This window comes from Gordonibacter sp. RACS_AR49 (assembly GCF_030418435.1).
GTDB lineage: Bacteria > Actinomycetota > Coriobacteriia > Coriobacteriales > Eggerthellaceae > Gordonibacter > Gordonibacter urolithinfaciens.
Window position 1 is genome coordinate 324,348 of record NZ_JAIUDM010000001.1, and the last position, 14,684, is coordinate 339,031.

Sequence of the window (14,684 nt, forward strand, 5' to 3'; positions counted from 1 at the left end):
CCCCCTGCCGCCCGCTCCCCAGCAGGCGCGCGCGAAACCCGGTCAACCCCGGGGCCGCGCGCCTTTTGCGCGACCCCGGGCAGCGCCTACTCCTCCAAGAACTCGAAGTAGGGCCGATCCATGCTCGCCAAGCCGTTGACCATGAGCTCGACGATGCCGCCGTACTGCACGTTGTAGCGCGCAGTGGCCTTGTACGCCTGAAGGAGGTCGCGTATCGTGCCCTTGCAGTTGGAGCACGGAGCGCAGACGTACTTCACTATGTCGGGGTCTTCCATCTCGTCCGCAAACGCGTTGAGTATCTGGGCGAACTTCATGCGCCCGCTCACCTTCGTGCGGAAGTCGCCGAAGTTGTAGGAGTTCATGATGGCGAACCCGCTGCCACCGCCGCAGCAGTAGTTGTCCACCCCGTGGGGCGTCATCTCGCGGAACTGCGGCGCTATCGCACGCAGTATCTCGCGCTGAGGCTCCACGATGCCCATCTGGCGCACGATGTTGCACGGATCGTGCAACGTGACGGGGAAGTCGTTCTTCGAAGGGTCGAACTTCAGGCGCCCGTTGCGCACGAACTCGGCCATCATGGGCAGGAAGCTCTCCACGGGCACGCCGCGCTCCTGGCTGTCGGCCATGCGGTCGGCGCCCACGACGGCCGCCTTGTGGGCATGGCCGCACTCGCCGATGACGATGCGCTTCACGCCCAGCTTCCTGGCCGCCTCGAACTGCGCCATGGCCACGTTCTTGGCCTGCACGTCGTCGTACCAGATGCCGTAGTTCACGCTGTCGTAGCCCACCACGTCGGTGCTGAGCGTCCAGTCGACGCCCGCCTCGTCAAGCAGGATGGCGAAGGCCGCCGGGTTCTCGGGCCAGGCCATGAACTCGCCCGCGTTGTGGAAGAGCAGCACGTCGGCGCCCTTCTTGTCGAGCGGGAACTTTATCTTGCGGCCCGTGCGCTCGTAGGTGTCCTCTTCGATGAACTCGAGCGTGTCCATCAGGGCCGGCCTCGTAAGGCCCGTGGAGGAACCCGTCTTCAGTTGCAGCTGCGTGCCCTTCGCGTGCACGGGCGTGGGGGCCAGGCCCATCTCCATGCTGAATATCTTGCGTATCTCGCGGGCTGCCATGCCGTTGTCCAGCCCCATCGGGCACACCTGCGCACAGCGTCGGCACAGGTTACAGCGGTAGGCCGACTCGCCCAACCGCGCGATGGTCTCCCAATCCAGGTCGATGTCCGCCCCGGTGAGGGAGCCGAGAAGCTTGCCCGAGCGGGTGAAGTACTTCTTGTACAGCTTGCGCAGCACGTCCACGCGGAAGATGGGACGGTATATCTCGTCGCCGTTCGCCGCCTTGTACACATGGCACGCCTCCGAGCACGTGTTGCACTTCGCGCAGTACTCCATCGTCAAGCTGAGCGGTTGCAGGTACTTGTTGTTGGCGTCGAGGAACAGCTTCTCCAGTCCCTTGAGGAACTTGACCTTGAGCTCGTCCTCCTCTTCCTGCGTCTCGGGGCGCTTCATCGTGTCGATGGCGCAGAAGCCGTCGAGCGAGCAGCAGTTCGTCTCGGCCCATTCGGGCTTCGGGTCCTTGAAGGCGGGCTCCAGGCCGTTCTTGTCGTACGGCGCGGGCAGGGGCGACAAGTCGTCGAGGGCGCTCAGCAGGCCTTCCCGCTTCGAGATGTCCGTGGTCCGCACGTTCTTGTATTCCATGGCCATGACCGCTTATCCTTTCGACGACTCGGACGCGGGCGCCTGCTGCTTCGCAGCCGACCAGCCGGTATGGGCAGGATGCGCTGCGGCGTCCTCGAACCGGCGCTCCACGGAGCTGCCCGGCAGGTTGGGATCGTTGTCCCACAGCACCTTGTGGAAGCAGAAGAACTTGCCCACGTAGTGGCTCATCTTGGAAAGCGGGATGTACAGGAACATGATGCCCAGCAGCGCGAGGTGCACGAGCACGATGGGCGGCAGGTCCGTGGCGCTCAGCGTGAACACCTGCGCGGCCACCGCGAAGGGCGACGCGACGAACAGCCACGAGTACGCGCCGGTGAGCAGCACCGTCAGCAGCAGCACGATGTTGAAGTACTCGAGCGGGGTGGTGTACTTAGCCAGCACGCGGTCCGACACGCGGCGCACCAGCAGCAGCACGCAGCCGACCGTCGACAGCGCGAAGCCGACGACCCCGACGACGGTCACCACGAGCACGTACCAGTCGGGATGCCATGCCACGCTGACCAGCAGCAGCACCGACCATCCCAGCATGACGTAGATACCCAGGTGCATGGAGTACGACGCCCACCACAGCACGCGCTGGTGCACGAATAGCTTCTTGATGAACAGCATTTCCTTCATGATGTCGACGGCCTCGTTGACCCGGTCGATCTTGCGCGGCTTCGTCCACCATTCGGGCTCCTCCATGTACGAGCCGCCGTAGGCCGCCCGCCCGCCGCCTTCCTTGGGAACGGGATAGAGGTCGAGGCGCGCATGGATCTGCATGTGCGCGAACTTGTAGGCTTTCCTCAAGGACAGCGCGAAGAAACCGAACATCGCAAGCAGAATGAACACGGATACGAGCATGTCAACCGTCATTGAAACCGCCCCCCTACGCCCTTTTTTCCGGAGCGCACATCGGTGGAAAAACCGTCTCGGCGTGATGCACCGGCATGACGTTAAAGCTACGGCACGGTTGCCGAAGTGTAAAATTCAGTTTTGCGATAGCGTCATAAGAAGCGGCTATGACTTGCGGTAGAATGGTTGCGCAAACGCTGGGCCCCCTCTGTGCAATGAAGAAGAAAACCATCGATTCATCTGGTGATACTCTGCTGCGGCACCATGAGCGCAGCAAGAGGAGGACAAGGATTCGGCAACGTGGGGGGCAGCGTTTCCCTGGAATCGGAATTACGTATGGCATCCCCTGTTCTCTCTATGGCCAAATTGACACCGTTGTACTTATACTTTTTTCCGGGGAGGGTACCGTTCGTTGTCTAACAAGGGGCCTTGTCGGCCTTTTGCAAAGCATGAGGGGGCGGCATGAGTTCTTTAGAGGAATTTCTCGTATTCAAGGACGTTGCCTACACCGGCAACATCACCCGCACTTCCGAACGACTGCACATGAGCCAGCCAAGCGTGAGCATCCACATCCAGAACCTGGAGAAGGAATACGGCACGCAGTTCCTCGACCGCACCAACCGGGGCGTCACCCTCACCGAGAGCGGCGAGGTGTTCTACGGCTACGCGAAGGAGATCGTGCAGCTCATCTGCGAGGCGCGCGAGGCCGTGCTCAAAGCGGCCACCTGCCATCACGGCATCCGCATCGGGGCCACGTTCACCATCGGCGAGTACCTCCTGCCCTTCTTCCTGCGCGAGTACTACACGAACGAGCAGGATGCCGACATCGACGTGCAGATAGCCGACACCGAGATTCTCGCGCGCGAGATCATGGACAAGCGGCTGCACGTCGCGCTCATCGAAGGACCCGTGCCCGACGAGCCGAACTTCACCGTGGAGACGTTCTGGCATGACGAGCTGGTGGTCGTGGTACCCAGCGACCATCCGTGGAGCACGAGCCAGTCCATCAGCTTCAGCGAGCTGGCGTCCGAGACGCTCATCACCCGCGAGCAGGGCTCCGGCACGCGCAAGGTCATGGAGCTGGCCCTGGCGCGCAGCGGCTTCAACCACCAGGATCTGAACATACGGCTTGAGCTGGGAAGCACGCAGGCCATCAAGCAGGCGGTGAGGTGCCACATGGGCGTGGCCGTCATCTCCGCGCTGACCGTTCAGGAGGAGTGCCGCCTGAGGCAGATGACGGCGCTGCGCGTGAAGGACTGCTCGTTCGCGCGGGCGCTCAGCATCCTCACGCACACCAAGGGCAACCTCACAGCCGACGAGGAGTCCTTCCTCTTGCTGCTGCGCAACCGCAAGAAGCTAAGCGAGATCCTGCCCAAGCCCATCATCCCGTAAACGCGTTCTTCACTCCAGCGACTTCAGCACGTTCACCAGAGCGTCGTCCGGGCGGTAGTGCAGGCGCAGCGACAACAGGTTTCGGGCGACCGGGAACAGGCCGGCGTCCACAGCGGCCGCGGCACCCGCGTCCAGGGTCTCGAACATCTCCTCCGTCGGCGCCAGCACTATCCCTGCGCTGCGCAGCTCGTCATCCACGGCATCGCGCTCGATCGGCTCTATGCCGTGCTCTGCGGCCAGCTCCTTGAGCTCGGCCACGGCCTGCAGCGCCATCACGGGCGACGTCATGACCGACTTGAGGTAGCAGGCCGCGCCCGCGCGGGGCCTGCCCGCCTTCCACAGCGCATAGGCCAGCTGGTAGTAGGCAATGGCCACGTCGTTCGGCTGCGCGGCCACATCCAGGCCCGCCTCCAGCACGGCCGCAGCGCTGTCCATATCGCCCACCAGCATGTAGGCGCGGCCGAGCTGGCGGTAACCGCCGGCCGAGGCGGGCGCCAGCTCGATGGCGCGCCTGCCGTAGCGCAAGGCGTCGTCCACGCGGTCGAACGAGCGCTCCAGCAGCGTGACGATCTCCAAATGGCAGAGGAAGAACGAGTCGGGCGCCAGCTGGATGCTCCTGCCCGCGTCCGCGGCCGCCCGAGCGGCGAGGGTCGGCACAGCGGGCGCGTCGGACGGGGCTGATGGTTGCGAACCGCCGGCGCCCCTCTGGCGCACGGCCCGCAGGGCGCGGGAGTACCGCACGCGCGCCGCGTACGAGTCGAACGCACGGTATGCGGTCACGGCGCCGTCCGTGTAGCCGTCGAGCGCGGCGGCTTCGGACACCGCGTCCGCCAGCACGGCCACCGCCTCGGCGGGGTCGCGCGGGGCGAGCGCACGGGCGCGGGCGAGGGCGGCCAGGCAGCGGTCCTCGCCGAGGAAGCACGTCACCGCGGCGTTCTGGTCCTCGGTGTCCAGCGTTCCCTCCGCGAGCGCCGCCATGAGGCGCGTGCAGGCCGAGACCCCTTGGTCGTCCCCGAGGGTGCGGGCGGCGTGCTGCTCCTTACGCACGATGCGAATGGCCTCGGTGGCGCTGCCGGCGCGCGCGATGCGGTCGGCCAACCCCTCTCCCACGCGACGGCGGCGAGCCTCGGCCGCGATGCGCAGGTCGCGCGCATCGTCGGCGCCGAGCACGGGCCGCACGGCCTGCGGCAGGGGCGCGTCGTCCAGCTCGGGCAGCTCCTGGCGCCGCACGGTGGAGGGCAGCGCCTGCATGAGCGCGAACGGGTCGGCCCCGGGCAGGTCGCACACGGCGCCGCAATACGCGAGCAGCGGCGCGGGGTCGCCCTCGAGGGCGCTGCGGAAGCAGCCCGACTCCTCGTAGGCCCGGCGGGTGAGCGCAACCTGGTAGTAGGCCGCCTCCTGCCGATCGGCGGGAAACTCGGCGTCCGGCGAGGCAGGGTTCTCGCAGCCATCGGACGCGGCAGGCGGAGCGCCGTCCCCGAGCGGGCAGGCCGCCACGTCGACGCGGCGGATGGCCGGAGAGGCCTCGAACGCCGCGGTGGCGAGCGCCAGGCCGAAGTGCATGGCGTAGCGGCGCGCCTGGGCGTCGCGCTCGGCGGTCGGCACGTCCTCCCAGCCGGCACCTGCCGGGCCTTCGACCCATCGGCGCGCGGGCATGAGCGCGGCGTCCGGCACCGTCAGCCGGAAAGCTGCAAGGCCCTCCGCCACGTTCGCCTGCATCTGCGCCTCGATGCGCACCGGCAGCTTCAGCCGCTCCAGCACGCCGGCCAGGCGGCAACGCGCCTCCCATTCACCGTCATCGGACCCTCGGGGCGTGCCGGCCAGGCGCTCGGCGCCCAACGCCTGCGCCCCCGCCGTCTCTATCAGGTAGGCATCCCAGCGTGCGCAGTCCGCGTCGCCGGCCAGCGTCGCGCGGTCACCGAACGCCTCCTCCATCAGGGTGAACCGGTTGAGCGCGGCCTCCAGGGCCCAGACGGTGCGGCGGTCGACGGCCGCGTCCTCGTCCTCTTGCGCTATGTAGTAAAGGTTGGCGTAGCGCGCGGTGCGCACGAGCCGCAGCGCCTCGTCCGGCACGGCCGGCGGGCGCAGGCCGTCCAGGCCGGCTTCCTCGAGCCACCGCACAAGGCCTCTCACCAGGGCGGGCGGCTGCACCACCGGGTCGCTCTCAGCGCTGCGCACCTCGTCGACGATGGTGCGCAGGACCGGTAGGAGCGGGGTTTCCCGCAGACGCTCGTGGACGAAGGCCGTGCCCCTCTCGGGCACCTCCGCCCCGCCCAGCCGGGGCCGGTGCACGAACGCCAGGTAGGCGCGGGCGAGGGCGTCGTCGTAGGAGAGGCCTGCGGCGTGCGGCCCGAAGTCGAACCACGTGTCCGTGAACGTGTAGCGGCCGCCCTTGCACAAGTACCGCGCCACCTGCCGCTCGTCCTCGCCGCCCGTGCGCACCTCCACGCAGCCGTGCTCCCCGTCCGGGCGAGCCCCCGGGCCGCGCTCCGCGTCGGTGCGCGCTCCCCGGACGGCCGTATGCCCGTCCGCGCACGTCTCTGCAGGGCCACGGCCCATGTCCGCGGGACCCTCGTCGACAAAGCGCGCGAAGTCGAGATCGGGCCTGCGGGCAGGCGGCGCAGTGAGCGGCCGGTCCGTGGAGAACGCGCGCCCGAAGCGGTCCACGTAGGCTAGGATGCGGAACTCCCGCCTGCCCGTGAACTCCACCACGTAGCGGTCGCCCTTGGATGGCGCCGCGCAGGCCCCGGCAATCCAGCCGTATACCGGCGCCTGCGCGTCTGCCGCTGCAGGCGCGGACGGCGACGGCACGGCATCGGGCAGCACGCGGCGCGTGGCGCCAAGCAATGACCTGGCCGCCGACACGACGTACGTCCCGCCTTGCCCTGCGCTTCGTCCCTGTTCCTCTCCGCGGCCCAAGCCCGCTCCTTTCTCTCACCGAGCAGGATAGCACGACCAGGCAGCCCTGCGCCCAAAACCCAGCACGTCTGCATGGCATACGTGCACGCCATCCCCTAGGAAGACGCTGGTTAACGGTGCTTCCCTAGAGCCGCCAAAAGGGCACAGCAGAAAAGCACCGCAGAAGGGGCGGGACGAAGTCGGAGGCTATGGCATGTTTTCGACGGCGAACCTCGGGGACGGCTTTTCGCCACCAGAGGTTTCTCGGATTCGTGTCGGCAGAAATTCGTTCAAGCATGCTCTAGCCTCTGATTTAGTCCATGACTCTTTCAGTCGTATTTAAAGGGCCGTGTTCAAATGCTGCAAACCTAGCGCAATCAAGAAGGGCGTCGTTACGTTAATCAGTCTCTCCCTAGAACGCACGAGGGGCGCCTGCCGTTCGGCGGGCGCCCCTCGCAATCGATCGTTTTGCGAACTCAGTGATGGTGGTTGCAGGCGTTCTCGGCGCCCATGATCGGCACGCTGCCGGCCGCCACGAGCTTCGCGACCTCGCCCACGTTCGGCGTCTGGTTCTCGAAGTACACCGTGATGCCCGCGTCGTTGAAACCTATCATCGGGCGCATGCCCATGCCGGCCGCCACGATGGCGTCCACGCCGGCGTCGGCCAGCAGGCCCACCGGGCGCAGGCAGCCGCCCTCTTCGTGCGGCGGGTTCGCCAGCGCGGACGTGCCCTTGATCTCGCCGTCCTCGATGTCCACGATGGTGAAGCAGTCGCAGTGGCCGAAATGGCCCGAGCGCTCGGATGCAAGGTCGGCTGCGCCCATCGTCGGCACCGCGAGTTTCAGCGTTTCTCCCATGATGACCCTTCTTTCCCGGAACGTCGCCGTTCCGCTTATCGTCTTCCGAGGCCTCGTCGCCTCGGGTCGTGCCCTTCTCGTTTCCCGAACGCCCGCGCAGACACCGCCTTGCCGATTCAGCAGGACGGACGGCCGGCAGCCATCTGCGCGCCTTCGCGCCCGCACCGTCATCCGCCGTTTCACTGGGCCGGTAAGAGCCTTCGCGCCCATCGCCTACAGCTTAGCGCACGCCATCCGGCGTTCTTCAGCCGTCGCTCGGCGCTTGCGCGCTCTCGCGGCTTCGGCCGGCGGCGTTCAGGCCGCCTTCCAGCAACCCCACCAGCAGCTCGTCGAGCCGCTGGCGTGCCCGAAGCGCGTCGAGCCACTGCTCGGCCAGCTCCAGGCCCTGTTCCGTAAGCTCGTACTCGCGCCGGCGCGGGCCGGAGGCGTCCTCGCACCAGCGCGACGCCACAGCGCCCTCGTCCTCCAGCCTCCGCAGCGAACGGTACAGCCCGCCCACGTCGACGTCCACCTCGCCGTCCGTCATGTCGAGGATGGTGCGGCGCATGTCGTAGCCGTAGCCGCCGGCATACAGCAGGGCCGCCAACGCCGCCGGCTCCACCAACGCTCCGCCGCCCCCGCCGCGCCGTCGACAGCACGGTTGCCGGGCACCCTCTCCTCCGCAGTCGCCTCGCGGCATGCGCGTCGCCTCCTTTTCCTCGGCCCGTCGGCCGTCTCTTCGGCGGGTTAGCGGCTTGCACCGGCCAACGCGGCGCTTCCGTCGCGCTGCCTCAGCGGGCCGCAAGCTTTACGCCGTCAGGCCGCCCCTTCTGCGGCGGTCGTCGTTCCTCCGCGATCTGCCGGCATTCGCCGTTCGCCCGCTCTGTCGTCTACAGCTATATGACATGAACATATATACTCCCGAAACATCTATGTTGTCAACATATATCTTTGCCCATGCCGCCATGCGTCCCGAAAAGCCGTCATCCGGTCGTTGCGCTGATATCAACATGCCCGCGCCAGCCACAGCCTGGTTCGGCGATACCCGAGCAGGTGAGCTGCAGCAGCGCTATCCGTCCCAGAGCGTGCCCGAAGCGGTCCTAGCGCACCTTCGCCACGATGCCGACGAACGTGGCCACGGCGAACACAGCCGAGAAGGCGAACGCCAGCTGGTAGGGCAGTGCAGGGTTGGAGGCCGCGGCAGCCGAGGTGCCCGCCAGGGCAATGAGCAGCACCATGACCGACGTGCCGAGCGAGGCGCACGCCTGGCGCCCCGCGATGGAGAACGAGCTACCGTCGGTAACGATACGCCCCGGCAGGCCGGCGAGACTCCACGAGATGAGCGGGCCCATGAGCCCCGACACGCCGAACGCGCGCACGGCCTGGCAGAACGTGGTGACGGCGAGCGGCGTCTCCTCGTCCAGGAACACCATGAGCACCGATCCGACCGCCAAGAGCGCGCCCGATGCCAGCGTCACGGGACGGATGCCGAACCGATCGGTGAGCACGCCGGCCAGCGGGTTCAGGAACAGCGCCGCCAACGTGCCGGGCAAAAGCACGATCCCCGCGTCGAGCGCCGTGCCGCCGCATGGCCCCTCCACGTACAGCGGGATGACCAGCGTCACGCCCATGAACGAGGCATGCAGCAGGCACAACACCGCGAAACCGACCGTGTACTGGCCCGACTTGAAGATGTCCATGTTGATGAGCGGATCGTCCACGCGCTTCTGCCGCTGCACGAACAGCACGAGGAACACCGCGCCCGCCACGAGCGGGCCCCAGACGAACGGGCTGGTGAGCGCGAAACTGCTCGCCTCGGAGAACCCCAGCAGCAAGCCGCCGAAGCCCAGCGCCGACAGCATGAACGACAGCGTATCGAACCGCTCGCTGCGGTTGCCCTCCCCGCCGCGCACGAGCAGCGCCGTGGCAACCCCCAGCACCACCACGCCTGCCAGCAGCAGCACGAAGAAGCTGCGCCATCCGAACGAGAAGCTGAAGGCCCCGCCGACAGTCGGTCCGATGTTCGGCGCAAAGCCCATGGCGATGCCCGCAATGCCCATGGCCGTGGCGCGGCGACCCTCGGGAAAGCGCGTCATGGCGATAGTCTGCATGAGCGGAAGCAGAAGCCCCGTGGACACGGCCTGGCAGATGCGCCCGGCCAGCAGCACGGCGAAATTCGAGGCCAGGCAGTCGGCAAGGGCCCCCACCAGGAAGAACGCCAGGGCGATGAACACGTGCTGGCGCGTGGTGAACCGCTTCCCCAAAAACGTGGCCGCGGGAACCGCGATGCCCAGCACCAGCATGTAGCTGGTGGTAAGCCACTGGCCCAAGCTCACGTCGAGTGCAAACTCGCCCATGATCTCGGGCATCATGGCGTTCACGGCCGTCTGCGAGAGGTTGCCGAAAGCGGAGGCCAGCATCACGATGGCGAACAGCGCGTACACGCGCCCCCGCTCGCCCTTGACCAACTCCCGCACCGCAGCCTCCTTTGCCTCCGTACCTTCGCCATCCCTTCAAGTATAGCCCAAGCGCCGCGGCCCAAACGCTCCTAAATCGGGGAAACGCTCCGGACGGAGCGGCCGAGGTGCGCTCCCTGGGCAGGCGTCCTGCCGTCAAGCGCCCGGCAGGACGCAGCGCCCGGGACCCGCTTGCCTCGTTGATTCCTCTTCGTCTATACTTAGTATTGCTAAATATGCTTATGCGAGCGTTCGAAAGGACGGCGGCCATGTCTTCCAACTCCGAGCACAACTGCGTTGCCGATGGTCAAGTCCCTGCACGGCGGAGCCGCTGGCGCATCGCGGCCCTCATCGCGCTCGCCGCGCTTCCCCTCGTCCTCACCGCCGCCGCCCACCCGTTCCTGCCGGAGACGGTTCCCGTGCACTTCGACGTGGACGGGCCCGACCGTTGGGGATCAAAAGCAGAGCTCTTCGTCGGCGCTGGCATTCTCTTCGTCATCGAGATCGCGGTCGCTCTCCTGTTCGCCGTCTTCGAGCGTCAGCGAGCGACCGGGCGCGAGGACTGGCTCGTGTCGGACAGCTTCGGCGGTCAGATGTCGTTTCCCGTCGTCGCCGGCGTGTTCGCCGTGCTCGACCTCTTCCAGGCGGCAAGCGTGGCGATGTGCTTCGCGGAAGCCGGGTTCGCCGCGCCTGTCGACGTGGCGCAACTGCTCGTCGACCTCGGGATGGGCGCGATCGTGTTCGGCCTGCTCGCGTTCTCGCTGTACATGCTGATCACGGGCAAGGGGCTGCAGTTCGTGAACTCCCACCCGGGATCGAGCGAGCTGGAGCGGAAGCTGGGAGCCGACAAGCAGCAGGCGCGCGCCATCGGCGCGCTGCTGCTGCTTGTCACGGCGTTCTTGCTCGTGGTGTGGATAGTGACGATGAGATGAGCGAGAAACGGCTTTATTGCAGACAAGGAGCTGCTGAAGCGCAAACCCGCGCATCCGCATCGGGGCGAGCGCTAGGCGCGCCGCAGCCGTCCCGCAGAGCAGGGGCACTGCCTTTGCCGCTCAACAGGTAACATACCGTAGGTTTCCAACGAGGGCCCAGCCCTTGCTTTACAGCACCAGCGCCAATGCGGCGAGAATCGGCGCTTCCCCTAGTTGAACGCCTGCTGGGTCTTCTCCAAGCCCGCCGTAACCAGCGAGAGCGCGGCCTGGGCGCCGCGGTCCACGGCGTAGGCGAAGTCGTCGGCGGCATCCTTCTTTGGCAGCGACAGCACCCAGTCCACCACGGGCATGCGTCCCGGCGGGCGGCCGATGCCCACGCGCACGCGGCTCCAATCGCGTGTGCCCAGCTTGTCGCAGATGGAGCGCAGGCCGTTGTGCCCCGCATGCCCGCCGCCGAACTTCACGCGCACGGTGCCGGGATCGATGTCCAGCTCGTCGTGGATGACGATAAGGTGCTCCGCGTCCACGCCGTAGGCGTTCATGAGCTGCTTCACCGGGCCGCCCGACGTGTTCATGTAGCTCTGGGGCTTGGCGAGCACGAGGTCGACGTCGCGGTAGGCGCCCTTGGCCGTGAGCGACCCGCACTCCGTCTTCCAGTAGCGCGCTCCCACCTCGCCCGCGATGGCATCCACCGCGTCGAACCCGGCGTTGTGGCGCGTGTGCGCATATTCCTCGCCCGGATTCCCCAGGCCTACGATCAGGTACATTGCGCCCTACTCGAACAGCGAGGCCACGGAGCCGTTGTCGTACACGTTGCTGATGGTCTTCGCGAACAGGGAGGCCAGCGACAGCACCTTGATCTTGCCGGTCTGGCGCTCCAGCGGCACGGGCACCGCGTTCGTCACCACGACCTCCTCGATGATGGAGTTGGCGATGCGGTCGTATGCCGGACCGCTGAACAGGCCGTGGGTGGCACACGCGTACACCTGCGCGGCGCCCTTGGCCTTGAGGGTGGACGCGGCCGCCACCAGCGAGCCGGCCGTATCGATCATGTCGTCGTTGAGGATGCACACCTTGTCCTTCACGTCGCCGATGAGCGCCGTGATCTCGGCCTGGTTGTGCTTCGGACGATCCTTGTGCATGATGGCGATGTCGCAGTCCAGCATGGTGGAGAACTTCTTCGCCGCCTTCGCACGGCCCACGTCAGGCGACACCACGCACAGCTGCTCGGGGTCAAAGCCCATGGACCGGTAGTAGTCCACGAAGATGGGCATGGCCGTCATGTGGTTCACCGGCAGGTCGAAAAAGCCCTGGATGGCGTCCTGGTGCAGGTCGACGGTGATCACGTTGTCCACGCCCGCCGCGGCCAAGAGGTCGGCCACCAGCTTCGCCGTGATGGGCTCGCGCGGCGCGGCCTTGCGGTCCTGGCGCGCGTAGCCGTAGTGCGAGATGACGGCCGACACGGAGCGCGCGGAGGCGCGCTTGGCGGCGTCGGTCATGATGAGCAGCTCCATGAGCGCGTCGTTCACGTCGTAGCCCTCGGCGCCGCACACCGACTGGATGAGGAACACGTCGGCGCCGCGGACGCTCTCCTGGTAGCGCGCGTAGATCTCGCCGTTCGCGAACTTCTCCAGCTTCACGTTGCCGAGCGAGGCGTTCAGGTGCTTCGCTATCTCGTCGGCGAGCTCGGGGTTGACCGACCCCGAGAACAAGGCCATGCTCTTCTGCACTTCCGTCATGTGCGCGCTCCTTCATGTTGCCGCGGGGCCGCCGCGCCCGCCGCAGCAGTCGCCCCCTCTCACATGGGCACTATTGTATCCGCAGGCAGCGTGCCCGCACAGTGACAACTTCGGTATCTTCGCAGATTGAGCGCAACGAAATATCCTGATCGGGAATTGCCCCCCCTTCGGGGCATTTCGACCTTTCAGGGAACTCGATGCACAGTTTTGGACGCCGTGAAGCTCTCGGACGCCTAAAGTGGGCCACGTGCTTTCGCCGACCAGGGGAAATGCGCTTGTGCTCCACGAAAAACGCGCCCGGAGGGCCTCCGGGCGCGTCAAAACACTTCACAGCGGCCAAAACGGTGACTTTCCGACCCCGTTTTCGCGAAGAACCCTTGGGCAGGAAGCGGCAGACCTACCCTTGGGCTTGCTGCTCACGCTTTTTGGCGGCCCAGCCGGAGATCTCGCGCTGCTCGGGGCGCGTCAGGGCCAGCGCGTCGGCCGCCACGTCCTTCGTGATGCAGGAGCCCGCGCCGATGATAGCGCCCGCGCCGATGCTCACCGGGGCCACCATCATGGTGTCGCTCCCCACGAACGCGCCGTCGCCAATGACGGTGGGCCACTTCTTCTTGCCGTCGTAGTTGCAGGTGATGGATCCGGCGCCGATATTCACGTCCTCGCCGATGGTGGTGTCGCCGATGTAGGACAGGTGCGGCACCTTCGAGCCCTTGCCCACCGTGGACTTCTTGATCTCCACATGGGTGCCGGCCTTGGCGCCCTCGCACAGGTGCGCAGCCGGGCGCAGGTAGGCGCGCGGGCCGCACGAGGCGCCGTCGTCGATGAGCGCCTCCACGGCCACCGTCTCGTCCACGGTGCAGCCGCGCCCCACCACCGTGTCGGTCAACCGCGAGTTCGGGCCGATCACGCTGTCCTCGCCCACGGACGTGCTGCCCATGAGGAACGTCTGCGGCAGCAGCTCCACGTCCTGCTCGATGACCACGTCGGGCCCAATCCACACCTGGTCGGGGTCGGTCATGGTCACGCCGGCCGCCAGGTGCGCGGCGTTGATGCGGCGCTGGGCGAACTTCGTGGCCTCGGCCAGCTGGGCCCGCGAGTTCACGCCCAGGCACTCGGACGGATCGTCGGTGGGGAGCGCCAGCACGGGGCGGCCGGCGGCGCGGCAGATGGCCAGCACGTCGGTGAGGTAGAACTCGCCCTGGGCGTTGTCGTCGTCCACCTGGCCGAGCGCGTCGAACAGCGCGCGGGCGTCGAAGCAGTAGAAGCCGGAGTTGCACTCGCAGATGGCGGCCTCGGCGCTGTTCGCGTCCTTCTGCTCCACGATGCGCTCCACGGCGCCCACGCGGTCGCGCACGATGCGCCCGTAGCCGTAGGGGTTCTCCAGCTCCATGGTGAGCACCACCACGGCCGCGTCGGCCTGCTCGCGCATGTCCACGAGCCGGCGGATGGTGTCGGCGGTGATGAGCGGGCAGTCGCCCGAGAGAACCACGAGCGAGCCGTCGAACCCGGCGAGCGCTTCGGCGCACACGGCCACGGCGTCGGCCGTGCCGCGGCGCTCGGGCTGCACCACCACGTCGGTGTCGGCCTCCACAAGCGGCTCCACCTGCTGGCGCTCGTGGCCCACGACGGTCGCGACGCGGCTGATGCCGGCCTCGTGGGCGGCATCCACCACCCAGCGCACGAGCGGCTTGCCCAGCACCTCGTGGACGACCTTGGGCTTCTTCGACTTCATGCGGGTTCCGGCACCCGCGGCGAGCACGATGGCGGCAGCTTCCATGGTTTCCCTTCGTTCGCATGGCATTTTCGACCGTACAGTATAGCGCAGGGCTCGCACGGCGGGCGCGAACCCCACGCAGAAGCCACGCGGACAGCGAGGCTC

General features: G+C 67.1%; 11 protein-coding genes. 2 read left to right on the forward strand and 9 right to left on the reverse strand.

Annotated elements, in window-relative coordinates:
- Window positions 1–86: 86 nt before the first annotated feature.
- Together LB310_RS01365 and LB310_RS01370 are read right to left on the reverse strand one after the other, a co-directional pair.
- The gene (locus LB310_RS01365) at window positions 87–1,703 is read right to left on the reverse strand and encodes a (Fe-S)-binding protein (RefSeq protein WP_096227826.1); all 1,617 of its coding nucleotides are present in this window, start codon (window positions 1,701–1,703) and stop codon (window positions 87–89) included.
- A 6-nt stretch (window positions 1,704–1,709) separates the two neighbouring features.
- Window positions 1,710–2,573, reverse strand: a complete 864-nt coding sequence (locus LB310_RS01370) for a respiratory nitrate reductase subunit gamma (RefSeq protein WP_227153790.1) — start codon at window positions 2,571–2,573, stop codon at window positions 1,710–1,712.
- Window positions 2,574–3,014: 441 nt separating this feature from the next.
- Between LB310_RS01370 and LB310_RS01375 the strand changes: the two genes are divergently transcribed.
- Window positions 3,015–3,944, forward strand: coding sequence for a LysR family transcriptional regulator (locus LB310_RS01375; RefSeq protein WP_157005578.1), 930 nt, complete (start codon window positions 3,015–3,017; stop codon window positions 3,942–3,944).
- A gap of 9 nt (window positions 3,945–3,953) precedes the next feature.
- Here LB310_RS01375 and LB310_RS01380 read toward each other — a convergent pair whose 3' ends face one another.
- The 4 genes from LB310_RS01380 to LB310_RS01395 form a co-directional block, all read right to left on the reverse strand.
- Window positions 3,954–6,863: a hypothetical protein gene (locus LB310_RS01380; protein ID WP_301154128.1), complete on the reverse strand. Its 2,910-nt coding sequence runs from the start codon at window positions 6,861–6,863 to the stop codon at window positions 3,954–3,956.
- A gap of 455 nt (window positions 6,864–7,318) precedes the next feature.
- The gene (locus LB310_RS01385) at window positions 7,319–7,699 is read right to left on the reverse strand and encodes a NifB/NifX family molybdenum-iron cluster-binding protein (RefSeq protein ID WP_227153792.1); all 381 of its coding nucleotides are present in this window, start codon (window positions 7,697–7,699) and stop codon (window positions 7,319–7,321) included.
- Window positions 7,700–7,943: 244 nt separating this feature from the next.
- Entirely contained in the window at window positions 7,944–8,378 is a 435-nt protein-coding gene (locus LB310_RS01390; protein ID WP_227153793.1) for a PadR family transcriptional regulator, read from the reverse strand.
- A 400-nt stretch (window positions 8,379–8,778) separates the two neighbouring features.
- Complete coding sequence (locus LB310_RS01395) at window positions 8,779–10,155, reverse strand: DHA2 family efflux MFS transporter permease subunit (protein ID WP_227153794.1); 1,377 nt, start codon at window positions 10,153–10,155, stop codon at window positions 8,779–8,781.
- 248 nt (window positions 10,156–10,403) lie between these two features.
- Between LB310_RS01395 and LB310_RS01400 the strand changes: the two genes are divergently transcribed.
- Window positions 10,404–11,066, forward strand: coding sequence for a DUF1648 domain-containing protein (locus LB310_RS01400; RefSeq protein ID WP_227153795.1), 663 nt, complete (start codon window positions 10,404–10,406; stop codon window positions 11,064–11,066).
- A 209-nt stretch (window positions 11,067–11,275) separates the two neighbouring features.
- Here LB310_RS01400 and pth read toward each other — a convergent pair whose 3' ends face one another.
- From pth to glmU, 3 genes are all read right to left on the reverse strand, one after another.
- Window positions 11,276–11,833, reverse strand: a complete 558-nt coding sequence (pth, locus tag LB310_RS01405; protein WP_227153796.1) for an aminoacyl-tRNA hydrolase — start codon at window positions 11,831–11,833, stop codon at window positions 11,276–11,278.
- Between the two features lie 6 nt (window positions 11,834–11,839).
- Window positions 11,840–12,805, reverse strand: a complete 966-nt coding sequence (locus LB310_RS01410) for a ribose-phosphate pyrophosphokinase (RefSeq protein WP_015539507.1) — start codon at window positions 12,803–12,805, stop codon at window positions 11,840–11,842.
- 397 nt (window positions 12,806–13,202) lie between these two features.
- The gene (gene glmU, locus LB310_RS01415) at window positions 13,203–14,582 is read right to left on the reverse strand and encodes a bifunctional UDP-N-acetylglucosamine diphosphorylase/glucosamine-1-phosphate N-acetyltransferase GlmU (protein ID WP_278806959.1); all 1,380 of its coding nucleotides are present in this window, start codon (window positions 14,580–14,582) and stop codon (window positions 13,203–13,205) included.
- Between the last annotated feature and the right edge of the window lie 102 nt (window positions 14,583–14,684).